Source organism: Neomoorella sulfitireducens (assembly GCF_024733845.1).
GTDB classification, from domain to species: domain Bacteria; phylum Bacillota; class DSM-521; order Neomoorellales; family Neomoorellaceae; genus Neomoorella; species Neomoorella sulfitireducens.
Map to the genome: position 1 here is coordinate 124,785 of NZ_JANRHG010000005.1, position 20,308 is coordinate 145,092.

At 57.2% G+C, this 20,308-nt stretch carries 22 protein-coding genes and 2 pseudogenes; 12 read left to right on the forward strand and 12 right to left on the reverse strand.

Annotated elements, in window-relative coordinates:
• Positions 1-108 precede the first annotated feature (108 nt).
• The 3 genes from dctP (NWF31_RS07125) to NWF31_RS07135 all read right to left on the reverse strand — a co-directional run bounded on the left by dctP (NWF31_RS07125) (position 109) and on the right by NWF31_RS07135 (position 3,256).
• Positions 109-1,194 (reverse strand): TRAP transporter substrate-binding protein DctP, encoded by a 1,086-nt coding sequence (dctP, locus tag NWF31_RS07125; protein WP_258359812.1) that lies wholly within the window; start codon positions 1,192-1,194, stop codon positions 109-111.
• Positions 1,195-1,361: 167 nt separating this feature from the next.
• Entirely contained in the window at positions 1,362-1,577 is a 216-nt protein-coding gene (locus tag NWF31_RS07130) for a 4Fe-4S dicluster domain-containing protein (RefSeq protein WP_258359813.1), read from the reverse strand.
• A gap of 26 nt (positions 1,578-1,603) precedes the next feature.
• The gene (locus tag NWF31_RS07135; protein WP_258359814.1) at positions 1,604-3,256 is read right to left on the reverse strand and encodes an FAD-binding protein; all 1,653 of its coding nucleotides are present in this window, start codon (positions 3,254-3,256) and stop codon (positions 1,604-1,606) included.
• 218 nt (positions 3,257-3,474) lie between these two features.
• Here NWF31_RS07135 and NWF31_RS07140 point away from each other — a divergent pair, with 218 nt between their 5' ends.
• Complete coding sequence (locus NWF31_RS07140; RefSeq protein WP_422880261.1) at positions 3,475-3,759, forward strand: Mu transposase C-terminal domain-containing protein; 285 nt, start codon at positions 3,475-3,477, stop codon at positions 3,757-3,759.
• 74 nt (positions 3,760-3,833) lie between these two features.
• Here NWF31_RS07140 and dctP (NWF31_RS07145) read toward each other — a convergent pair whose 3' ends face one another.
• The 5 genes from dctP (NWF31_RS07145) to NWF31_RS07165 form a co-directional block, all read right to left on the reverse strand.
• Positions 3,834-4,913 carry a TRAP transporter substrate-binding protein DctP gene (gene dctP, locus NWF31_RS07145; RefSeq protein ID WP_258359815.1) on the reverse strand — a complete coding sequence of 360 codons (1,080 nt, stop codon included), beginning with the start codon at positions 4,911-4,913 and terminating at the stop codon, positions 3,834-3,836.
• Positions 4,914-5,032: 119 nt separating this feature from the next.
• The gene (locus NWF31_RS07150) at positions 5,033-6,331 is read right to left on the reverse strand and encodes a TRAP transporter large permease (RefSeq protein ID WP_258359816.1); all 1,299 of its coding nucleotides are present in this window, start codon (positions 6,329-6,331) and stop codon (positions 5,033-5,035) included.
• Positions 6,331-6,864 carry a TRAP transporter small permease gene (locus tag NWF31_RS07155; RefSeq protein ID WP_258359817.1) on the reverse strand — a complete coding sequence of 178 codons (534 nt, stop codon included), beginning with the start codon at positions 6,862-6,864 and terminating at the stop codon, positions 6,331-6,333. Before NWF31_RS07155 ends, NWF31_RS07150 begins: the two co-directional genes overlap by 1 nt.
• A gap of 1 nt (position 6,865) precedes the next feature.
• Positions 6,866-8,602, reverse strand: coding sequence for an FAD-dependent oxidoreductase (locus NWF31_RS07160; protein WP_258359818.1), 1,737 nt, complete (start codon positions 8,600-8,602; stop codon positions 6,866-6,868).
• Positions 8,599-8,841, reverse strand: a complete 243-nt coding sequence (locus tag NWF31_RS07165; protein WP_258359819.1) for a 4Fe-4S dicluster domain-containing protein — start codon at positions 8,839-8,841, stop codon at positions 8,599-8,601. Before NWF31_RS07165 ends, NWF31_RS07160 begins: the two co-directional genes overlap by 4 nt.
• A 266-nt stretch (positions 8,842-9,107) precedes the next feature.
• Between NWF31_RS07165 and NWF31_RS07170 the strand changes: the two genes are divergently transcribed.
• Both NWF31_RS07170 and NWF31_RS07175 read left to right on the forward strand, forming a co-directional pair.
• The gene (locus NWF31_RS07170) at positions 9,108-9,374 is read left to right on the forward strand and encodes a 4Fe-4S dicluster domain-containing protein (RefSeq protein WP_258359820.1); all 267 of its coding nucleotides are present in this window, start codon (positions 9,108-9,110) and stop codon (positions 9,372-9,374) included.
• Entirely contained in the window at positions 9,375-11,051 is a 1,677-nt protein-coding gene (locus tag NWF31_RS07175; protein ID WP_258359821.1) for an FAD-dependent oxidoreductase, read from the forward strand.
• Positions 11,052-11,132: 81 nt separating this feature from the next.
• Here NWF31_RS07175 and NWF31_RS07180 read toward each other — a convergent pair whose 3' ends face one another.
• Complete coding sequence (locus tag NWF31_RS07180) at positions 11,133-12,134, reverse strand: LysR family transcriptional regulator (protein ID WP_258359822.1); 1,002 nt, start codon at positions 12,132-12,134, stop codon at positions 11,133-11,135.
• Positions 12,135-12,196: 62 nt separating this feature from the next.
• Between NWF31_RS07180 and NWF31_RS07185 the strand changes: the two genes are divergently transcribed.
• From NWF31_RS07185 to NWF31_RS07215, 7 genes and pseudogenes are all read left to right on the forward strand, one after another.
• On the forward strand, positions 12,197-12,448 hold the full coding sequence (locus tag NWF31_RS07185; RefSeq protein WP_258359823.1) for a 4Fe-4S dicluster domain-containing protein: 252 nt from the start codon (positions 12,197-12,199) through the stop codon (positions 12,446-12,448).
• Positions 12,449-12,460: 12 nt separating this feature from the next.
• Positions 12,461-14,176 carry an FAD-dependent oxidoreductase gene (locus tag NWF31_RS07190; RefSeq protein ID WP_258359824.1) on the forward strand — a complete coding sequence of 572 codons (1,716 nt, stop codon included), beginning with the start codon at positions 12,461-12,463 and terminating at the stop codon, positions 14,174-14,176.
• 62 nt (positions 14,177-14,238) lie between these two features.
• Entirely contained in the window at positions 14,239-14,487 is a 249-nt protein-coding gene (locus NWF31_RS07195) for a 4Fe-4S dicluster domain-containing protein (protein WP_258359825.1), read from the forward strand.
• 5 nt (positions 14,488-14,492) lie between these two features.
• Positions 14,493-16,157 carry an FAD-binding protein gene (locus tag NWF31_RS07200; RefSeq protein ID WP_258359873.1) on the forward strand — a complete coding sequence of 555 codons (1,665 nt, stop codon included), beginning with the start codon at positions 14,493-14,495 and terminating at the stop codon, positions 16,155-16,157.
• A 92-nt stretch (positions 16,158-16,249) separates the two neighbouring features.
• The gene (locus NWF31_RS07205) at positions 16,250-16,426 is read left to right on the forward strand and encodes a hypothetical protein (RefSeq protein WP_258359826.1); all 177 of its coding nucleotides are present in this window, start codon (positions 16,250-16,252) and stop codon (positions 16,424-16,426) included.
• A gap of 104 nt (positions 16,427-16,530) precedes the next feature.
• Positions 16,531-16,814: pseudogene (locus NWF31_RS07210) on the forward strand (hypothetical protein); the annotation flags it as partial.
• Positions 16,811-17,119: pseudogene (locus tag NWF31_RS07215) on the forward strand (transposase); the annotation flags it as partial. The pseudogenes NWF31_RS07210 and NWF31_RS07215, both read left to right, overlap by 4 nt.
• 86 nt (positions 17,120-17,205) lie before the next feature.
• Here the strand turns inward: NWF31_RS07215 and NWF31_RS14600 are convergent.
• The 3 genes from NWF31_RS14600 to NWF31_RS07230 all read right to left on the reverse strand — a co-directional run bounded on the left by NWF31_RS14600 (position 17,206) and on the right by NWF31_RS07230 (position 18,186).
• On the reverse strand, positions 17,206-17,544 hold the full coding sequence (locus tag NWF31_RS14600) for an HD-GYP domain-containing protein (RefSeq protein ID WP_340674363.1): 339 nt from the start codon (positions 17,542-17,544) through the stop codon (positions 17,206-17,208).
• A 79-nt stretch (positions 17,545-17,623) separates the two neighbouring features.
• On the reverse strand, positions 17,624-17,785 hold the full coding sequence (rd, locus tag NWF31_RS07225) for a rubredoxin (RefSeq protein ID WP_258359827.1): 162 nt from the start codon (positions 17,783-17,785) through the stop codon (positions 17,624-17,626).
• Positions 17,786-17,811: 26 nt separating this feature from the next.
• Positions 17,812-18,186 (reverse strand): desulfoferrodoxin, encoded by a 375-nt coding sequence (locus NWF31_RS07230; protein WP_258359828.1) that lies wholly within the window; start codon positions 18,184-18,186, stop codon positions 17,812-17,814.
• A 723-nt stretch (positions 18,187-18,909) separates the two neighbouring features.
• Between NWF31_RS07230 and NWF31_RS07235 the strand changes: the two genes are divergently transcribed.
• Positions 18,910-19,596 carry a polyphosphate polymerase domain-containing protein gene (locus tag NWF31_RS07235; protein WP_258359829.1) on the forward strand — a complete coding sequence of 229 codons (687 nt, stop codon included), beginning with the start codon at positions 18,910-18,912 and terminating at the stop codon, positions 19,594-19,596.
• Positions 19,597-19,621: 25 nt separating this feature from the next.
• Positions 19,622-20,302 carry a DUF4956 domain-containing protein gene (locus tag NWF31_RS07240; RefSeq protein WP_258359830.1) on the forward strand — a complete coding sequence of 227 codons (681 nt, stop codon included), beginning with the start codon at positions 19,622-19,624 and terminating at the stop codon, positions 20,300-20,302.
• The last annotated feature ends 6 nt before the right edge of the window (positions 20,303-20,308 follow it).

Consider the following 20,308-nt stretch of genomic DNA (forward strand, 5'->3'; position numbering starts at 1 on the left):
TAAGCAAAAAGTTGGTACCTCCTTTCTGTATATGCATGTGGGTTCTGCATCAAAGCCGGCTAAAAATTTAATGCTTAAATTTTTTGATAGAATGGTTCTGTGTTTATTTTAATTGCTTTGATATCTCTGTATCAGCTGCAGAGTTTCCTCATATACAGCCTTTCCTGGTAGGCCTTTAGCCTCGCATTCTTCTATCAACTTGTCGTGAACAGGTTTAACTGCCTCATACCATACCTTCATATCCTGCGAAGGGATTTCAATGAAAGTATGGTTATTAGCTTTACATTGGTTAATAGCATCACTAACAAGCTTTCCAGTGGTCTCCGCTATTACCTTTGCCCAGACATCACCAGCTTGTTCAATTAATTGTTGTAGATCGGGAGGTAGTTTATCAAACTTCTCCTTGTTGATAATAATGAACTGTGGAGTTCTGTTAAACCCGCCTTCTCCAAAGGTAGTGTGATATGGCAGGAGTTCAAGGACGCGGAAAATACTGAGTACGGCAAAATGATTTACAACACCTTCGATTAATCCTCTTTCAAGGCTTGTGTACATGTCCGCAATGTCTAGTTCAACGGGACTGGCGTTTACTTTACTCAAGGCTTCCGCCAGCATACTCTCAGCAGCAAACATTTTAACCCCTTTAAGATCTTGAGGCGTCTTTACTGGTTTCTTGACTGTGTGGATGTGCGCGGGCAACATATATTTGAATGCGATTGGCTTAACCCCTTGCCATTCGGCTTGCATCTCTGGGAATTTATTAAGAAGGTCTTTGTAAATCTGGATTGCTGCTTCTTCGGACGGTAAACCCAAGCAGGGTAAAGTAATGAACAAATTCAGGAGGAATCCGTCCTCGCGGTCCAGCACATAGTTGCCGCCGTCGACAAAAAGGGTCTGAACGCCCCTAAACACTTCATTACCCTTTAATAATGAGCCACCGTGATGGATCGTTATTTTTAGCCTACCGCCACTTTTCTCTTCAAGCCATTTCTTCCATTCTTCGAACGCCATACCGATATTGGATTGCGCGGGATTGTGATTGTTGATATTAAGTTCATAGACCTGGGGTTGTTCAGAAGGTTGCTGTTTTCCCGCAGTTCCTGTCTCTTTTGTCTTGGCGCAGCCCCCAAGAATAAGCACCCATACTAATACAACCATCAGCAACAGAATTACCCACCATGAATTTTTTTTCATAGCAAGCTAACCTCCTCTGCCTTTGTTTGATTGGCTTTACGATGTCGTCTTAGAGTTCGTCGGGCTACCAGATAACATAACTTTTTGCAAAGTTACCAACCTGCGTAGTAATCTCACTTTGGTAACTTTTCATCCTCCTTCCCCGAAAAAATTTTCCCAAAATGCAATTATTTGTAGCAAATCATCATTTGCAGGGGAATTCTCAACTTAATTACCCCCTCAATCGGACACTCCTGAACGCATGCACCTTCGTGCCAGCACTCTTCTGGGTAAGTGATTACCGGGAATTCCCCTTTTTTAGTTCCAAAAAACACGTCCATTGGGCAGACGTCTGCACAAATGCCACAGGCCTTGCACTTCTCCTTATTAATTACCGGTGGCATAAAAACCCACCCCCTTGCTTAAATACTTAAATTTTTCTCCATTCAGTGACAGGTAATCCATCGGGGCCCTTGCGGATTAAGTGGCGTTTAGCATCCAGCATAGGGTTGGTGAGGATATAATCCGGTCGAATGAAGTTTATACCTCTTGTCTCTTTACGGTCCAAAGAACCTACGAATACTAATTCCGCCAGATCTAAGAGGTTAAAAACTTCCAGGCAGTGCATCAGTTCGTGCGGGTTCTCGGCCATCAGGTACTGATGGGTCTTTTCCTTCAGTCTTATCAAAGTTTCCAAACCGGCTTCTAACAAGGGTTCGGATTTCACTGTGTAACAGTAGTCGCGCATTATCTGCTGTAGGGCATAATTTGCCTCCTGCCATTTAGGACCGTCCTTGCGGCTTCTTAAATCTTGTAACATTTCTTTTCTAGTGTTGATATCAGTTTTGACTTTATCTAGATCCGTGGATGTTACCGAAGTTGCGTATAGGGCAGCATTCTTGCCTGCTGACCATCCAAAAACAGCTGCACAAGAGATGCCACCTGCCCACTCATCGCCAGCAGCGTAAAGCCCCTCCAGCGAAGTCTGTCCCTTTGAATTGTAAGGTATTCCTCCCACGATATGCATGTCATAGGTCATGAATTCGACGGCGTTCTTGCGAAGATCGATACCCTCTTCCGCAAGATGTTTTATTAGCTCGATATTACCCTCGTGTTTCATCCAGTAGAGCATGTATTGGAGATCTTCCTCGGACATGCCTCTGGTATCCATGTATATGGGTCCCTTACCGCTCTTGATGTACTCGTTAAAAATTCCCTTGTTTACCTCCAAGGTCATATCGTTGTAGTACCTGTTAGGTTTGGTAAGGAAGGTTCCAACGGGCTTGTCGTAGCGGTCTCTCAGCACCCCAATCCACGTGGCCTGACCGGCTCTGGCGAGATACTTGGGACCAGCGTGCACCGCAGTTAGTTCTAAGTCGACTAACTCAGCTCCTGCTCTATAAGCCATAGCCCGACCGTCCCCTGTACAGCTAGGGGGTAGAGGACGATTAAAGTCTTGGAGGCCAGGAGCTGGCCACATTCTTACACAGGGCCCTGTACCAAGAATGACGCTTTTGGCTTCAAACTCTATCAATTTATCTTCCCTGGTGCTAATACCAAGGGCTCCAATTACCTTACCTTGCCCGTCGGTAATCAGGTCAAACACCATGACTCTATTCAAGATCTCCACACTGTGTTCTCTGGCCTGTTTAGTTAGGATGGGCTTCTGGTTAAAGCCGCTGTACTTCAGGTGGTTGAGGGTTTGCCCTGGGAAAGAATGCCCTGCAAACTCATACCGTCCTTCGTACTTCATGGGGATACCCCAGCTCTCCCAAAGCTTAACAATCTCATAGCTATTCTTGAACCAGAAGTCCATTGCTTCCCGGCCCATTGCTGATATTCTGCCTGCAAACTGACCATATAAGAGGTCATTTGCGAAGGCCTCGTAGTCTCCGTGAACGTCGGGGATGTAGCATTGAAAGTGGTCGTTACCCATTCCAGCTGCCCCGCTATGCATGGTGTTAGACTTCTCTGCTACCACCACCTTTACTGCGCCGTTTTCCGACGCAGCAATGGCAGCCATTAGTCCGGCGATACCGCCTCCTACGCACAGGACGTCACAAATTACCCTTTGTGTTTCCAAGGCAATTTCCCTCCCATAACGAGTTTTTCAATTATCCATTCGAACTTCTAAAATAGCTATTACTGGATTTTCATCCTCCTTTCCATGTCATGTATATTCTCGGAAACTCCCAAGCTTTGGTACTCAAGCCCTACATGAAGGGCTTTTATTTTTTTCTCCCCATCCCCCAGGGGGTATAGAGAGAAATAGGTGGCTAAAATAGGCGACTGAGTTAGTACGTGTGCGACACACGCAAGGTGAAAAAGGACGCCACTATTGCCCTTAACAAGCAGGTATATGAAGTTCCCCAGGCCCTCATCGGCCGTTCTATTACGGTGCGTTATGACCCGGATGACCCCTCTAAGGCTTTTGTGAAAGTGGGAGAGCCGCCTTCCCTGGTTACTGTCTATCAGGTGCGGCCGGTGGATAATGCCCGCATCATCCGCCGGCAAAATGCCCCGCCCCAGATCGATTATGCTGCCCTTTATGGGGGAGGTGACGGGCAACCTCTTCCATCTAGTTAACGCCCATGCCGGGCGCACACAAAAGGGATCGTCTGCCCCTAAGCGGGGACAGGCGCTCCTTTCTTTTATCCGTATCAGCTGTTTGCTTCCGCAATGAGCTCCAGCGCGCGCTCATAGATCTGGGTGGCTGGCAGGCCCTGGGCGTCCAGCTCGGCCAGAGAAGCCTCGATGGTGGCGGCGGCCGCCGCCTGCCACTGGGCGATCTCCTCATCGGTGAGATAGACGATCTTGTTGCCGTTCTCCTTGATGGCCTCCATGGACTTGTCGTGGTAGCTCTTGAGGAGAACCACGTCATCCTGGAAGAATTTAGCCACCCGCTCCTCATCGGTGAAGAGGGCCTGGAGGTCGGCGGGGAGCTTGTTCCAAGTGTTGGCGCTCATGACATAGGCGCTGATGTCGGAGTAGATACCGCCCCGCTCGGAAACCATGACGTGCTGCTTGCAGAGAGGGATGAGGCCGGCGTTGAACATCATGGGGAAGTGGAGAACGGTGCCGTCGACCACGCCCTTCTCCATGCTGGAGTAGTACTCGCCGGGCTCCATGCTCACCGGGGCGCCGCCGTTGTCCTGGATGATGGAGGCGATATCTTTGCGGGTGGTGATGATTTTCAGGCCCCGGAGGTCGGAGGGCACCTTGACCTCCCGGTCGGTGGTCAGGTGGAGGTTATAGGGCAGGGTGACCAGATAGTTGAGCATGACCATGCCGGCGTTGGTGTATTCCTCCTGCATCTCGGGGAACTCCTCAAGGAGCTGCCGGTAGACGCCGCCGCTGTCCTGACTCATGCCGATGAAGGGCAGGCCCAGGATGGTGCTGTTGAGGGGGAAAATGGTTGGGAACTCGGCCAGGATGAACTCAGAGATGTCGCACACGCCGGAGGTCAGGCCCTGGGGGATCTCAGGCACCTTGAGCAGGGAGCCGCTGTAAAAGATCTCGAACTTGATGCGGCCGTTGCTGTCCTTTTCGATGCTGGCCAGGTAATCCTGAAGGGCTGTGGTGTTCTTCTGCCCCTTGGTGAGAGAGACGATGAGGGTGAAGGTCTCGGCGGGGTCGCTGCTGCTGTTACTGCCGGCGGTGCCGCTGTCGCCGTTACAGCCGGCCAGCATGACCAGGACCAGGGAGAGGGCCAGCAGGAGCGCAAGGATTTTCCGTTTCATTTCATTCATGTACCTCCTTTAGATTGTTTGATGTACGCGGATGGAGCCGGGGAAAACGCGCCGGATATCGACCTCCTGTCCCGTTGGATTGATATTGCGTTTTCTTATGCCGTCCGCCGCTACTTCATCAGACTGGGCAGGAAGGTGGACAGCGGCGGGAAGAGCACCACCAGGATGATGACAAAGACCATGCCCACAATGAATGGGAGTACCCCCTTGAATATGGTGTTGATCTGTACCTTTGACAGACCGGACAGCAGGTAGACCACCATGCCCACAGGCGGACTGACGGAGCCCACAGCCTGCATCAGCACCACGAACATACCGAACCAGATGGGGTCGAAGCCCAGGGCGGTGATGATGGGATAGAGGATGGGGATAGTGAGCACGATCATGGGCATATCGGGCAGGAACATGCCCAGGATGATGTAGATGCCGGCGATGGCCGCGATGATGACCAGGTCGGGGGCATTGAGGCCCTGCACCTGGCTGGCCATCAGGAAGGGGAACTTGCTCAGGGTGATGAAGGATATGAAGATATATGTACCGGTGAGGAGCACCAGGATGGTGCTAGTGATGATGGCGGTGTCCACGATGCACTTGCGCAGCTTCTTGAAGGTGAGCTGCCGGCTGGCGAAGGCGATGACGATGGCGCCCAGCGCGCCGATGGCCCCCGACTCGGTGGTGGTGAAGAAGCCGCCGTAGATGCCGCCGAACACCAGGCCGAAGAGAAGGAGCATGGGCAGGATATCCAGGATGGCGGAGAACTTCTCCTTCATGGAGGTCTTTTCACCGGCGGGACCCAGCTTGGGGTTGCGCCGGGTGACGAAGGAGATGATGATCACATAGGTGAGCATGAGGATGATGCCCGGGATGACCCCCGCCATGAACAGCTTGCCCACCGACTGCTCAGTGATGATGCCGTACATGATGAAGGGCATGCTGGGGGGGATGATGATGCTCAGAGGGGCGGCGCCGGCGATGGAGCCGCAGGCCAGGCCGTCGTCATACTTGTACTTGCGCATCTCGGGCAGGGCGATCTTGGACATGATGATGGTGCCCGTCATGTGGGAGCTGCAGATGGCGCCCAACAAGCCGGAGGCCATGGTGGTGGCGGTGGCCAGCCCCCCCCGGAAGCTACCGAGCCAGGAGTTGGCCGCCCGGTACAGGCCGACGCCGATGTTGGTCTCGGAGATGACCAGGCCCATGAGCAGGAACATGGGGACCACGGTCATGTTGTAGGAGTTGATGGTGGAAAAGGGGACCGAGCCTACCACGTTGAGGGCCTGGGTCACGCCCCGCAGGGCGATGATGCCGAAGAAACCCACTAGGGCCATGGAGAAGCCGATCCAGAGGCCGGAGGCCAGGCAGACGAGGAGTACCGCGATGCCGATGATGCCGATCAGTTCAGGTGCCATTACTCAAACCTCCTTAGCGTTTCCGCGGGCGTCTCGCCGTCCTCTTCCGGGGTGCGCAGCTGGTGGACATATCGGGCGATCAGCAGCCCCAAACCAAAGCAGCCGCCCAAAAAGCCGATGACCAGCAGGATGATGAAGGGCCACTGGGGGACGTTCTTAAGCATCAGGTAGTGGATGTTGTAGCCCTTGGAGTACAGGGCGGTTTCAAAGCTGCGCCAGGCGATGAGGATACACATGCCGATGGAGATCAGCGAGGTGATGATTCTGAAGACGAGCCGCACCTTTCTGGGGCAGTAGTTCATCACAAAGTCCACCTTCAGGTTGTCGTCCCCCAGGCAACTGCGCCCGAAGGCCAGCAGCATGCCCACCAACATCATCTGTGTGATCTCCGTGGCCCCCACGAGGGGGGACTTGAACACGATGCGCAGGATCACGTCCGACACCACCAGCAGCATCATGGCCACCACGATGAAGATCGACATATAGGAGAGGGCGTTGATGATGAAGTGGGCGATTTTTTCCAGGAGCTTCATTCTACCGGGTCTCCTTCTCATTGTTTCTGTTTCCTCCGCCGGTCAGGTCGAACAGGTCGGAGTAAAAGCGGTCGACAGGGTGCTTATAGCGTGCCACGGGGACGGGCTCCTTTCTGAACCAGGGGGCTCCCTCGCCGCCCCCGCCGATGACGATCCAGTACGGGCCGTCCTTGTCCCGACCGGGGTGGTCCTCCCGGAAGTGACCCGCCCGGGACTCGGTGCGCAGCAGCGACGCCTTGAGATAGAGCTCCGCCGCCATCGCCATGCCCATCACCTCGCGAAGCTTCATGAGGTAGTGGGGGTCGGCCGCCGCCATATCGGGCATGAGGTCGGCCTTGACCCGCTCCAGTTCTTCCAAAGCCCGGGTCAGAGAGGCTTCGCTCTTGAGGATACATACGTCATAGGGGAAGAGAATCTCCCGCAGGGCCCGGAGCACCAGGCTGGGCTCGACGCCCTTCCTGCCCAGGGGCCGGTAGAGCCGCCTGCGGCACTCCTCCACCAGCGCCTCATCAGGCGCGGGAGGCTCACCGGGCAGCCCGGCCAGATATTCCACAATGGCCTCGCCGGTCATGTGGCCGGTGACCGCCGTGGTGCACATGGCGAAGCCGCCGATGTAGACGCCGGGGTCGATACTCCGCGCCCGCCCGGCGGCAAACACGCCGGGGACCGCGGTGGCGCCCCACAGGTCGGTGCGGATGCCGCCGCAGGTGTCCTGGAGGTGGGGGATCCATTCCATCTTTGGCCCGTTGATGAGGTCCATCCCCTGGGCCACCAGCTTTTGATAATTCAGAAGCTGCCAGCCGGACTGGGGGACGATGAGGCCCATGTCCTCGGCCCGGATGCGGCTGATGTCGAAGTAGATGGGGCCCCGCCCGGCCCGGGTCTCCAGGGCCATGGCCCGGGTGATGTAGTGAGGGTCGGTGTTGGAGCCCGGGCTGGGCATATATTTGTCCATGAAGGGCTCCCCCAGGGCGTTGACGAACCGGCCGCCCAGGGGCAGCAGGGTGGTTTGGCCCTCCCAGGTGAAGTCCTTGGGCACGTTCCACACCTTGACGAATTCGAAGTTGCGCAGCTCCACCCCCGCCCGGAAGGCCATCTCCATGCCCTCGCCGGTGGCGGTGTTCTGATGGTAGGCGGGCTTCCATTCCGCCTGGCCGGTGGCGATGAGTATCGCATTGGCACGGAAGACGTAAAAGTCGCCGTTGATCGTGTCGAAGCCCACGGCGCCCACGGCCCGGCCGTCTTCCTTGAGGATGTCGGTGACCAGGGTGCGTCCCATGCGTTCCGCCCCCAGCTTTTTCACCTCGCCCAGGATGCCCCGCACCATGTCCTCGCCGCCGGTGCCCTTGAACTGGGCCGGGTAGAGCTTGCAGTGCTTCAGCCCCCGCTGGGGGACGCTTTTCAGAGTGCCGTCCTCCTGTTTGAAAAAATTGCACCCAAAGCGCTGGTAATCCAGGAACCGGTCATAGGAGCGGCGGAGCACCTCCTCCACCACGTCCTGCTCACATAGGCCGTCCCAGTAGTAGGTGAGCTCCTCCACCCAGTCGTCCACGTTCTCGTCGGGCATGACCACGACCATGTCGCCGCCGCACATGGACATGAGCCCGCCCCAGTCCAGCGGGCCCTTGTCCACGATGAGGACGCTGCGTTTGGGGTCCAGCTCTTTGATGCGCTTGGCCGCCCAAAGGCCGGAGGAGCCGCCGCCCACGATGAGCACGTCCGCTGTTTTTATGGTCATTGCACGCCCCCCTTTGCAGCCTCCCAGTCCGGGAACACCGGCGGGAACTCTCCTCTGGCGGGGTCCACGGTCACCGCCCCCACAGGGCAGAGCCGCTCACAGATATAGCAGGTCATACAATCCTCGGGATAGGCGATGAATGCTCGCCCTTCACCGTCCATGCGGATGGTGTCCAGGGGGCAGCGGTCCGCACAGCGGCCGCAGCCAATGCACTTGCCCCGGTCGATATGGCTGATCATTGGCGACATCCTTCCCAATAGAAATGTGTGCCGGCGTACGATGTAACAACGACCAAAACGGCGGCTCGTTTTTGGGTTTCTTTGGCTATTTTGATGATAACATTGGGGGCGGAGGCTGTAAAATACGAAAGATTTATGTCTCCATTGCGTTTTTTTATATCTGAATTTTGCCATAAAAAAATGCAATGTATGGCATAAGAGACTGGTATTTTACAGACGGACACTTCTGCGATACGCTAAGAGTAGGCAAACAAACCGGCAAAGATATGAAAGGGAGTTATGAAGCAATGCCGCCTGTCATCAATCCAAAGAAATGCGTCGCCTGCGGAAAGTGCGCCCTCATCTGCTGCATGGACGTCTTTGGCCCCACGGAGCCCAAGACCGTGCCCTTGGTACGCTACCCAGAGGAGTGCTGGCACTGCCGGGCCTGCGTCATGGACTGCCCCACCGGGGCCATCGAGATGCGCTACCCCCTGACCCACACCCTGCTCTTCCGGGACGCCCCCGGAACACTGAAAAAGGAGGGAATGTAAATGCTGGAGCTCCAAAAGGAGATCAGAAGCTGCGATGTGCTCGTGGTGGGCGGCGGCATTGCCGGCCTCATGGCCGCCATCGCGGCGGCGGAAGGCGGGGCCAAGGTCATCGTGGCCGAGAAGGCCCACTCCCTGCGCAGCGGCGACGGCGTGGGGGGCAACGACCATTTCATCTGCTACATACCCCAGGTCCACGGCTCCCTGGAGGACTTTATGAAGGAGTTCAAGGCCAGCCAGTCCGGCAAGTTCTCCGACGACTGTATCCAGCGGGTATTCGCGCAGCGGTCCTTCGAGATCGTCCAGGACTGGCTGAAGTGGGGCATCGACATGAAGCCCCACGGGGACTGGACCTTCCTGGGCCATGCCTTCCCCGGCCGCATGCGCATCCATCTGAAATATGACGGCAAGAACCAGAAGGCCGTCCTCACCCGGGAGGCCCAGAAGCGGGGAGTGGTCATCGAGAACAAGACCCCCATCACCGAGTTCCTCACCGATGACAGCGGCAAGATTGTGGGCGCCCTGGGGGTGGATGTATCCAAGGAGACCCCCTCTCTCAAGCTCTTCCGGGCCAAGAGCGTGGTGACCGCCACCGGCTCGGTGAACCGGCTCTACCCCGGTATCGTCCCCGGCGCTATGTTCAACGTCCCCGGCTGCCCGGCCAACACCGGCCTTGGGATGACCGCCGCCTACCGCGCCGGCGCCTCCATCGTCAACATCGAGATGGCGGGAGCCTCCGCTGGCCCCAAGTACTTCGCCCGCGCGGGCAAGGGCACATGGATCGGCGTGCTGCGCACCTCCGACGGCAAGAGCGTGGGGCCCTTTGTCACCCAGCCCACCAAGGAACTGGGGGACATCACCTCCGACGTGTGGCCCACCGTGTTCACCGAGAAGGCCAGGGACGGCTCCGGCCCGGTGTACATGGACTGCAGCGGCATCTCTCAGGAGGACTACGAGTATATGCTATGGGCCTTTACCTGTGAGGGGGACACCTCCCTGGTGGAAGCCATGGAGCAGCAGGGCATCGACCTGCGCCGCCATATGGTGGAGTTCGGCGGTTACGGCGCCACCCAGCTGGACCGGGGGGTCCAGATCGACGAACATGGCGCCACCGACGTGCCCGGCCTCTTCGCCGCCGGCGACGAGGTGGGCAACTTCGGCGGCCACGTGGCCGGGGCGGCCACCATGGGCCGCATCGCCGGCGAATCCGCCGCACGATATGCCAAAGCGGCGGAGGAGAACAACTATCCCGTGGAACAGCACCCCGTGGTGGCCGAGCGTCTGACCTTTTACTCCAGCCTCATGGAGCGGGAAAACGGCTCCAACTGGAAGGAGCTCAACCTCACGGTGCAGCAGCTAATGGAGGAGTACGCGGGCATCAATCATGTGCGTTCCGGGACCATGCTCTCCGCCGGGTACAAGTACCTGGGCGACCTGCGGGAGCGGGCGCTGAACGAAGTGGCCTGCGCCAATTCCCACGAACTCATGCGGGCGCTGGAGTCCTTCGAGCTGCTGGAGGCGGGCCGCCTCATCTGCCTGGCCGCCCTGGAGCGAAAGGAGACCCGGGCCAACCACAAGCGCTCGGACTACCCCTTCACCAACCCCCTGCTCAACGACATGTTCGTCATGGTAAAGCAGGTGGACGGCAAGCCCACCGTCTCCTGGCGGCACAGCCGGTAGGGGCGGCCGGAGGCGCAAAAAAAGAATGGACCGTCTCCCGTGGGAAACGGCCCATTCACGATCTGTGCTCAGGCGCGGCAGTCACGCCTGAGTCAAAAATTCCGGGTTCTCGCACTGCTGGACCAGCTGCTCGATGACCATCTTCTCCGCTTGGGTCAATGGCTCCGGGCCATGGATCCAGCCCACCTGGGTGTTCCAGTCGATATCCTCCATCCGGAGGGGAGCGAATTTCACCTGATAGTTCATGTTCCCGTGGGCGATGGCCCGCTCGGGCAGGACGGTAACGGTGTGGTAGAGGGCCATGTGCTTCCGCATCCGGGCCATCTCGTAGAAGCGGGTGATCTTGGCGGGATACCCGGTCTCCTGGGTGAGCGCCAGCACCTTTTGGTTAGCACAGTTCCCGAAGCAGACGTAGGGGAAGGCCCGGAGGTCCTCCAGGGTCACCTTCTCCTTTCCCAGGAGGGGATGGGTGTCGGCGACCACGAAGTGGAGCCGGTCGGTAAAGAGCGGCTCATAGCGCAGCTTCCCCTTCTCCACCTTTTGAAAGAAGGCGGTCTCGTCTAGGTCGCAGATTTGGATGACGGCCAGGTTGAGTTCCCCGTTCTCCACTCCTTTTACCAGTGGCGTGGTATCCAGCCCCTCCAGCGCCAGGGTGAAATCGGGATAGCGCTCCTGGAGGATGATCTGCACGTTCATCAGCAGGGTGTTGCACAGGTGGGGCAGGGCCCCCACCCGAAGGGACCCCTGGAGGTTGCCGTCCTCGCAACAGGCGATGCAGCTGATCTTCTTCAGGGCCCGGATGATGATCTCCGCCTGCTCCAGCACCAGCTCCCCTTGTTCGGTGAACACTGTGCCCCGGTTGGTGCGCTTGAGGAGGGGATAGCCCAGTTCCTGCTCCAGTTTCTTGATGGAGATGCTGACGGCGGGCTGGGAGGTATACAGCTCCTGGGCTACCCTTGAGATAGACCCATATTTTTTCAGCGCCAGCAGGAAATGAAATTGCTCCAATTTCACCCGCTTCCCCCCCTGAATCCCATTTTTCGCGCTTTTTCGTATTATATCACATAGCCGCCGGCAAGACAACGACCAGCGGAGCAGAGTCTGAGCAGAGTCTGTCCAGGCGATCAAGGTGGGAGGTAACAGCTATGATCCAAACGATCGACTCCGGCAAGTGCGTGGGCTGTGGGCTGTGCGCGGCAAAGTGCCCCCTGGACGTACTGCGTGTCCGGGCGGGTAAGGCGGTCATCGCCTATCCCGACGACTGCATGACCTGTTACATCTGCGAGCGGTCATGTCCCCAGGGAGCCATCTTCGTCCATCCCTTCAAGGAGGCCGCGCCTCCGGTGCTCCCCGGCATTCTGGAATTTCTTTCCACTCGTGACGGGCGGCCATCGTAAGGAGGTGGCGTGATGGATTGGAAACAAGTGCCCGAGACCGTCCTGCGCACCGATGTGCTCATCATCGGCGGCGGCGCCGCCGGCATGTGGGCGGCCAAGCGTCTGAAGGAAAACGATCCTGGGCTGGACGTGCTCATGGTGGACAAGGGCCCCGAGAGTTGGGGCGGCCTCATGCGCCTGGCCGGCGGCGACTTCGCCGCCGTCCTCCCCGGCGAGTCCGTGGACGACTGGGTGAAAGACGTGGTGTACTACTGGGACGGCCTGTGCGAGCAGGACGTGATGGAGGACATCTTCTCCCAATCCTACGACCGCCTGTTGGATTATAAAAACCTGGGCTGCGAGTTTTTGGAGGACGAGAACGGCAACCTGCGTGGGGTCCCCCAGCGGGGCCTGGACCACTGCCGTCTCTATCCCGCCAAGCTCAAAGGAACCGGCGGCCAGAACATGGCCGAGGCCATGGTGAAGGAGATGGTGCGCCTTGGCGTCCGCCGCATGAGCCGCACCCTGGTCACCGACCTGGTGAAGGACGGCGACCGGGTAATAGGGGCCGTTGGCTTCCACTCCATCACCGGCGAATACTACATATTCCAGGCCCGCGCCGTCATCGTGGCCTGCGGCAACGCCAGTTGGAAGCCGGGGTATAACTCCAACACCTCCACCGGCGAGTGGGTGGACATGTGCTTCCAGGCCGGGGTGGAGTTGCGCAACTTCGAGACCCTGACGGTGATGAACGCCCCCAAGCTCTTCTTCTGGGAGGGCCAGGCCATCTACTTAGCCCTGGGCGGCCGGTTCGTCAACGCCCTGGGGGAGCCCTTCATGGACAAATATTCCCCGGTGCTGGGGGCCAACACCGACAACAATTATATCACCCGCGCCATGGCCATCGAGATTCGGAACGGGCGGGGCCCCATCTACCTCGACCTCAGCCAGATCAAGCCGGAGGACATGGTCTTTGTCAAGCCCCAAACCGGTAACCAGATGATGAACTACGAGAAGCTGCTGGCCGAGGGCATCGACTTCTTCCATGACAAGAACATCGAGTTCATCCCCCAGGTGCAGCTCACCCTGGGGGGCGCCGCCACTGCCCCCGACGGCGGCACCGGCGTGGAGGGCCTCTACGTCTGCGGCCGCTCCCGCAGTCTGGACTACGTGTATATGGGCGGCTTCGGCCTGAGCTCCACCGCGATCACCGGCTACATCACAGGCAACGCCGTAGCGGACTACCTCCGCACCGCCTCCGCCGGACGGGAGGTGTCCGTCGGCGAGGCCGCCGGCCTGAAGGAGAAGCTGTACTCCCCCATGGGGGACGCCGGCCTCACCCCCAAGCAGGTACTCATCAAAGTCCAGAACCTCATGTCCCACTACGACGTGTGCCTGCTCAAGAGCGCCGAGAGCCTTACCGCCGCTCTTGGAGAGCTGGACCGCCTGCGGACGGAGGAGCTGCCCCGGATGTACGCCGCTGACCCCCACTACCTCCTCAAATACAAGGAGGTGGAGGGCATCTTCCTGCTCACCGAGCTCTATCTCCGTGCTTCCCTTCTCCGCCAGGAGAGCCGGGGCTCCCACTACCGGTTAGACTATCCCAAGCGGAACGACAAGGACTTCCTGGGCTGGATCGTCCAGCGGCAGGGGGCGGACGGCTCGGTGGTCCAGCGGGTGAAGCCCGTGCCCCTGGCCCGCTACAAGCACCCGGTGGACCGGTTCTATTCCGATAACTTCACCTTCTAAGCCCCTCAGCCCCGGAAGGGTCTCCGCTGGGCCGTCCGCCCGGCCATGAAAGGAGTGTCCATATGCCCCCTGTCATCGACCCAAAAAAGTGCGTCCACTGCGGCACCTGCGCCCAAATCTGCTGCATGGATGTGTACGGCCCCGCCAAGCCGCAAACGGTGCCCCAGGTGCGCTATCCGGAGGAGTGCTGGCACTGCCGGGCCTGCGTGATGGACTGCCCCGCCGGGGCCATCGAGCTGACCTATCCCCTGCCCATGATGATACTGTGCAAGGATGCCCCGGCGCGGGGAGAGGGAGGCGACCGCCCGTGATCACCATGGACCCTGTCGTCCGGGAATGCGACGTGCTGGTGATGGGCGGCGGCATCGGCGGCCTGATGGCCGCCATCGCCGCGGCGGACGCCGGCGCAAGAGTCATCGTGGCCGAGAAGGCGGACACCCGCCGCAGCGGCTCCGGCGCCACCGGCAACGACCACTTCGTGTGCTACATCCCCGAGGTCCACGGGGACTTCGAGGACTTCATGCGGGAGCTCAAGCTGACCCAGGCCGGCCTCAACGCCGACGAGCCGGTGCTGCGTGCCTTCGCCGCCCGCTCCTTTGAGATCGCCCGGGACTGGCACAAGTGGGGCATCAACATGAAGCTGAACGGCCAGTGGACCTTTGAGGGCCATGCCTATCCCGGCCACATGCGCACCCACCTGAAATACGACGGTCGCGACCAGAAGAAGATCCTCACCCGGGAGGCCCTCAAGCGGGGGGTGGTCATCGAGAACAAGACCCCCGTGGCCGAGCTGCTCACCGACCGGGCGGGCCGCATCTGCGGCGCCATGGCCATCGACGTGTCCGACACGGTCCCCGCCGTCAAGCTCTTCCGCACCAAGACCGTCATCGCCGCCACCGGCTCCGCCAACCGCATCTACTCCTCCTGCACCCCCGCCTGGATGTTCAACGTGGCCGGTTGCCCCGCTTGCACAGGCACCGGCGTGGCGGCCTCCTACCGGGTGGGGGCCACCTTGGTGAACATGGACATTCCCGCCATCCCCGCTGGCCCCAAGTACTTCTCCCGGGCGGGCAAGGGGACCTGGATCGGCATCCTCCGGGATTATCACGGCAAAAACATCGGCCCCTTCCTGGAGAAGCCCTCCCGGGAGCACGGGGATATCACCTCCGACGTGTGGCCCTCGGTGTTCCGGGACAAGCAGCGGGACGGCACCGGCCCGGTGTACATGGACTGCTCCGAACTCTCCGAGGAGGACATGCAGTACCTCCTGTGGGCCTTCACCTGCGAGGGGGACACCTCCCTGGTGGAGGCCATGGAGAAGCAGGGCATCGACCTGCGCCGCCATATGGTGGAGTTCGGCAGCTATGAGTGCACCCTCCTGGGCCGCGGCGTGGAGATCGACCCCCATGCCGCCACCAACGTCCCCGGCCTGTACGCCGTGGGGGACCAGGTGGGAAACTTCCTCTCCCACATCGCCGGGGCGGCCACCATGGGCCGCATCGCCGGTGAGCGCGCGGCGGAGTACGCCCGGACTGCGGAGCCTGACGACCGGGTGGAGAATCACCCCGTGGTGGCCGAGCGCCGCGCCTTCTACACCGCGCTGATGGAGCGCAAGCACGGCTCCTCCTGGAAGGAACTGAACATAACCGTCAACCAGCTCATGGACGATTACGTGGGGGTGTACAACGTCCGCTCGGAGACCCTCATGTCCGCCGGTCTGAAATACTTCGGCGACCTGCGCAAGCGGGCGGAGTCCTCGGTCATGTGCCGGGACGCCCATGAGCTGATGCGTGCCCTGGAGGCCTTCGACCTGCTGGACCTGGCCGAGGTGGTATGCCTGTCCGCCCTGGAGCGGAAAGAGACCCGGGGGGGCCACCGCCGGGCGGACTACACCTTCACCAACCCCCTGCTCAACGGCATGTTCGTCACCGCCCGGCTCCAGGACGGCCGACCCGTCATCTCCATGCGTCCGGCCCGGTAGGGGCACGGCGGACCGACAAAAAAGAGGAACAAAGGAGCAAGGGTAATGGAAGAGAAAAACGGCAAGCTGTCCGTCCTGTACGGCGTCGCTCTGTGTATCGCCATCGACGCCGCGGCCTGGTGCATGGCAAAGTACATCCCCACGGTGGCAAGCTCATCGGCGGGCCTGTGTTCGCCATCGTCATCGGTATGATCCTGGTCTTTATCAAGCGCCCCGCCGTTTTTACAGCGCTGAAGCATGAAATTTTTAAATTAAACCTGAATCCGTGACAACCCAATAACAAAATATCTGGATATGGCTCAAAACCTCGCGAAAAATAAGGTATAATAGGTTGGATGGTAAACGAATCCATGTTCACCTGCGAGGTGCAGCCATGAAATTCATCATTGAACAGTCTGATGAACACCTTACCCCCGTTGCCGGACTGGCTCTGGTCGGGGAAATCCTCAATCATACTGCCCTGAAATACAGATTTAATAAGGCAACCCGGGTTTATCTTCTCCGGATATTTCTCACGGGGATGTTATCACTTCCTACATCGGCCTGCTTTGCCAAGGCCGGAGCGATTTTGACCATATTGAGCTCTATCGGGATGACCTTTTCTTTGCCCGGGCACTGGATATCCGGGATGTGCCTTCGAGCCCTACCCTGCGCCGTGGGCCCTCGCTGCCGATAGAGGTTTTGGCGGTTCAAAGAATGAAACAAGTTGCCATCAACTTGGGGTAAAGCAAGTTAGCTTACCCCGGAAAGGTAAAATCAGCAAAGCTCGCAAAGCCTATCAAACGCAAAGCTGGTTCAAACGTCTCCAACGCTGGCGCGCTGGAGGCGAGGCTACTATTAGTCTTCTGAAGCGCAAATATGGATTACGCCGTAGCCTTTCCAGGGGATATGAGGGTACCACCACTTGGGTCGGTTATGGAATCTTGGCCTATAATCTACACAGGTTGGCAACAATGGTTTAACAAGATGGGTAAAGCAGTTAGAGATTAACCCGGACTACAGTCCGGAAATAACATTTCCCCTTAAGTGATGCAAAAAGTGGACTTTTTCAGGGGGAACTAAGTAGTTTTAAAAAGATATCTGTAACTGCCGGGTCAAACTGCTTCCCTGCATTCCGCTTTATTTCCGCTATTGCTTCTCTACGGCCCACCGCCCCGCGGTACGGTCGGTCGCTCGTCATTGCGTCATAAGCATCTGCTACGGCTAATATCCGGCATGCTAAAGGTATTTCTTCCCCTTTTAAACCCCTCGGGTAACCCCGCCCGTCCCAGCGCTCGTGATGGCACAGGATGTATTCTGCTATATTTGCAAGTTCCGGCGTGTTTTGAGCAATGCGCCAGCCGATCTCCGCACAACAAAAAGGGAAAGTTCGTCCAGCAACAGGCACCTGTATAGGTCTCTATCCCCGTTGCCCAAATTACTTAAAATGGCCGCCATTGCAAGCGGCCATAATATGACTTTTGTTGTTAACCATTCAATTCAAACATATCTTTACCTGCGCTGCAAAGCGGGCAGACCCAATCATCAGGCAATTCACCAAAAGGTGTACCCGCAGGTATGGCGTTATCTGGATCTCCTTCCAGAGGGTCATAGATATAACCGCATACCGTACAGACGTAACTTTCCATAAATATTCCTCCCCCAATAGTTTGCTCTATGACTTCCACAGGCCGTGCAGGTTGCAGAAGGCGTAGGCCGAAACATTATCTACTTCAGTGCAAAAAACTGCCTCGGGAGCAGCACCGGGTTCCAGGTGCCGGCGCAGTACCAGCCCGCCTGACCGGAGCTCAATCCATTCTATGTAATGTTTTTCTTCCATTGGATGGGCGGTGCTGCCTACAGTAACTTTAAACCCGCCGTCTATCTTTTCTACCACCGGGACGTGCTTTTCCCTGCTAGCGTCTACAGTGTTTTCTGCCAGCAATTCCATCGGCTTACCGCAGCACACCAGGGCCCCACGACCGGCATGCAGGACCTCGACGATATTGCCGCAAATGCCGCACTTGTAAACCTGACCGCTTATCGTCATAATTACCCTCCCGGCTTGCTTAATTTACCTCCATATAAAATTCGAGACATTTTGCCATTTTCCTGCTCTACTATAATAACTTTAAATTCCTCTTCCTTCCCGGCCGGGACCATCCCCGGTTTTGCTCTGGAAAAATGCTGGAATAAAAAGAAACTCGACACAAAAACGGCCTATTGACGGTCGTGCTGCCCAAGAAAGAGGCCGGTATGAAACGCGGGAGAAATATCCCTGTGGACTAGCCTCCCCTCCTCTAAAGCATAGAGGTCCCCATTAAACTATAGAGGCGGTTCCCCTAAAAAAGGGGCTGCCTCTATACTTTTAATAAGAGGTCTATAAACTGCCCGGGAGTAATTATTGGGATTCCTTCATATTTGCCCAGAGCTAACAAATGGCTGTCGCCAGAGATGAGGCAGTCGCATCCCCCTACCATAGCGCACTCTAAAAAGCGGTTATCACTTTGGATCTGCGGGAATAGTGTCAATTTCGATATCAGGTATTACCAAAATTGTATTATCAAGGTTAATTAAACCTTCTAATTGCTGCTGTCTCTTTTCCGTAGTACCGGCCTTAGCAAACGTAAAAAGCATTTTTTAGCTTATTCTTAGCCTTTTTTAATGTTAATTTCATTTTTTTCCATTATACTACGAAAGAATAAACATGAGAGAAGTCCCCGGCGGCGGGACGCGTGTTTCATACTGTGAAGGGAGCAGGTGATGGTGCCCGTTGAAAGATATCAAATACCGCAGTGAATTAAAGCATATTATCACCCTGGGGGATGCCGCCGTTGTCAGGAACAGGCTGGCTATGGTGCTACCTGCCGACGAGAACGCCGGGCCGGACCGCAGGTACCATGTCCGCAGTTTATACTTCGATACCCCGGAGGACAGGTCTCTCTTTGAAAAGATTGAAAGCCTGCCTTTCAGGGAAAAATTCCGGATCCGCTTTTACAACCACGACCACAGCTTCATCCGGCTGGAAAAAAAGATTAAGCACTACGGCAAAAGCGCCAAGTCCGGGGCAGGGTTAAAAAAAGAGGAGGTGCAGGCAATTTTAAGGGGTGATATCCTCTTCTTGATAGATGCCGGCCAGGCGCTGCTGCGGGAATTTTACCTGAAGCTTAAAACGGAGAGGCTTATTCCCAGGACTGTGGTGGATTACATGCGGGAGGCCTACAGCTACCCGGCGGGCAATGTAAGGGTGACTATTGACAGCGATGTCCGGGCTTCTATAAGCTCCACCGACCTTTTCGATGCCGATCTCCCGTGCGCGGCGGTCCTGGAGACCGGCCTGTGCGTCCTGGAGGTGAAGTACGACGGTTTCCTGCCGGAGTTCATCCAGGACCTTATCCAGTTAAACAAATGTACCTCGACGGCCATTTCGAAATACGCGGCCTGCCGCCTGTATATGTAGATCAATCGAAAGGAGCAGCTCAAACATGAGATTCACCTTTAACGACATATTTAAATCAAGTTTTTTGGAAAAGGTGGCCGGGTTTTCCATTACCGACGCAGCCCTGGCCCTGGGAGCGGCCTTCCTTGTGGGCATGTTCATCTTCCTTGTTTATAAAAAGACCTTTGCCGGCGTCATGTACTCGCGTCCCTTCAACATTTCCCTGGTAATGATGACCATGCTGACCACCTTTGTCATCCTGGCCATCAGCTCAAACGTCATCCTCTCCCTGGGTATGGTGGGTGCCCTGTCAATCGTCCGTTTCCGCACCCCCATTAAGGACCCCATGGATCTGGTCTTCATCTTCTGGGCGATAGGCGCGGGCATAGTCCTGGGCGCCGGGCTTATACCCCTGGCCGTGCTGGGCTCGCTGGTCACCGGCATCCTCCTCATGGCCTTTGCAAGTAAAAACATTGTGGATATGCCGTACATCACCATTATCAACTGTACAAGCGAGGACGCGGAGAACAGGGTGGCAGGGGTTATGAAAAAATACTTCACCAAGTACCGCGTGAAGTCCAAAACCGTTACCCCGGCCAGGGGTATTGAGCTGGTTTTCGAAGTACGGATGAAAAACGGGGAGACAAAATTTATAAACGAGCTGTCGGCAATCCCGGGCGTCACCAATGCCGCCATGGTGAGTTTCAACGGTGAGTATGCCTCCTAGAGGGAG

What these genes read in the sequence shown, in the direction of transcription:
- NWF31_RS07185 (WP_258359823.1), top strand. Translation starts at nt 12,197, where the DNA reads ATGATCCAAACGATCGACTCCGGCAAGTGCGTGGGCTGTGGGCTGTGC.
- NWF31_RS07190 (WP_258359824.1), top strand. Translation starts at nt 12,461, where the DNA reads ATGGATTGGAAACAAGTGCCCGAGACCGTCCTGCGCACCGATGTGCTC.
- NWF31_RS07230 (WP_258359828.1), bottom strand. Translation starts at nt 18,186, where the DNA reads ATGACGATAAGCGGTCAGGTTTACAAGTGCGGCATTTGCGGCAATATC.
- NWF31_RS07150 (WP_258359816.1), bottom strand. Translation starts at nt 6,331, where the DNA reads ATGGCACCTGAACTGATCGGCATCATCGGCATCGCGGTACTCCTCGTC.
- dctP (WP_258359812.1), bottom strand. Translation starts at nt 1,194, where the DNA reads ATGAAAAAAAATTCATGGTGGGTAATTCTGTTGCTGATGGTTGTATTA.
- rd (WP_258359827.1), bottom strand. Translation starts at nt 17,785, where the DNA reads ATGGAAAGTTACGTCTGTACGGTATGCGGTTATATCTATGACCCTCTG.
- NWF31_RS07200 (WP_258359873.1), top strand. Translation starts at nt 14,493, where the DNA reads ATGGACCCTGTCGTCCGGGAATGCGACGTGCTGGTGATGGGCGGCGGC.
- NWF31_RS07130 (WP_258359813.1), bottom strand. Translation starts at nt 1,577, where the DNA reads ATGCCACCGGTAATTAATAAGGAGAAGTGCAAGGCCTGTGGCATTTGT.
- dctP (WP_258359815.1), bottom strand. Translation starts at nt 4,913, where the DNA reads ATGAAACGGAAAATCCTTGCGCTCCTGCTGGCCCTCTCCCTGGTCCTG.
- NWF31_RS07160 (WP_258359818.1), bottom strand. Translation starts at nt 8,602, where the DNA reads ATGACCATAAAAACAGCGGACGTGCTCATCGTGGGCGGCGGCTCCTCC.
- NWF31_RS07240 (WP_258359830.1), top strand. Translation starts at nt 19,622, where the DNA reads ATGAGATTCACCTTTAACGACATATTTAAATCAAGTTTTTTGGAAAAG.
- NWF31_RS07165 (WP_258359819.1), bottom strand. Translation starts at nt 8,841, where the DNA reads ATGATCAGCCATATCGACCGGGGCAAGTGCATTGGCTGCGGCCGCTGT.
- NWF31_RS07175 (WP_258359821.1), top strand. Translation starts at nt 9,375, where the DNA reads ATGCTGGAGCTCCAAAAGGAGATCAGAAGCTGCGATGTGCTCGTGGTG.
- NWF31_RS07155 (WP_258359817.1), bottom strand. Translation starts at nt 6,864, where the DNA reads ATGAAGCTCCTGGAAAAAATCGCCCACTTCATCATCAACGCCCTCTCC.
- NWF31_RS07170 (WP_258359820.1), top strand. Translation starts at nt 9,108, where the DNA reads ATGAAAGGGAGTTATGAAGCAATGCCGCCTGTCATCAATCCAAAGAAA.
- NWF31_RS07195 (WP_258359825.1), top strand. Translation starts at nt 14,239, where the DNA reads ATGCCCCCTGTCATCGACCCAAAAAAGTGCGTCCACTGCGGCACCTGC.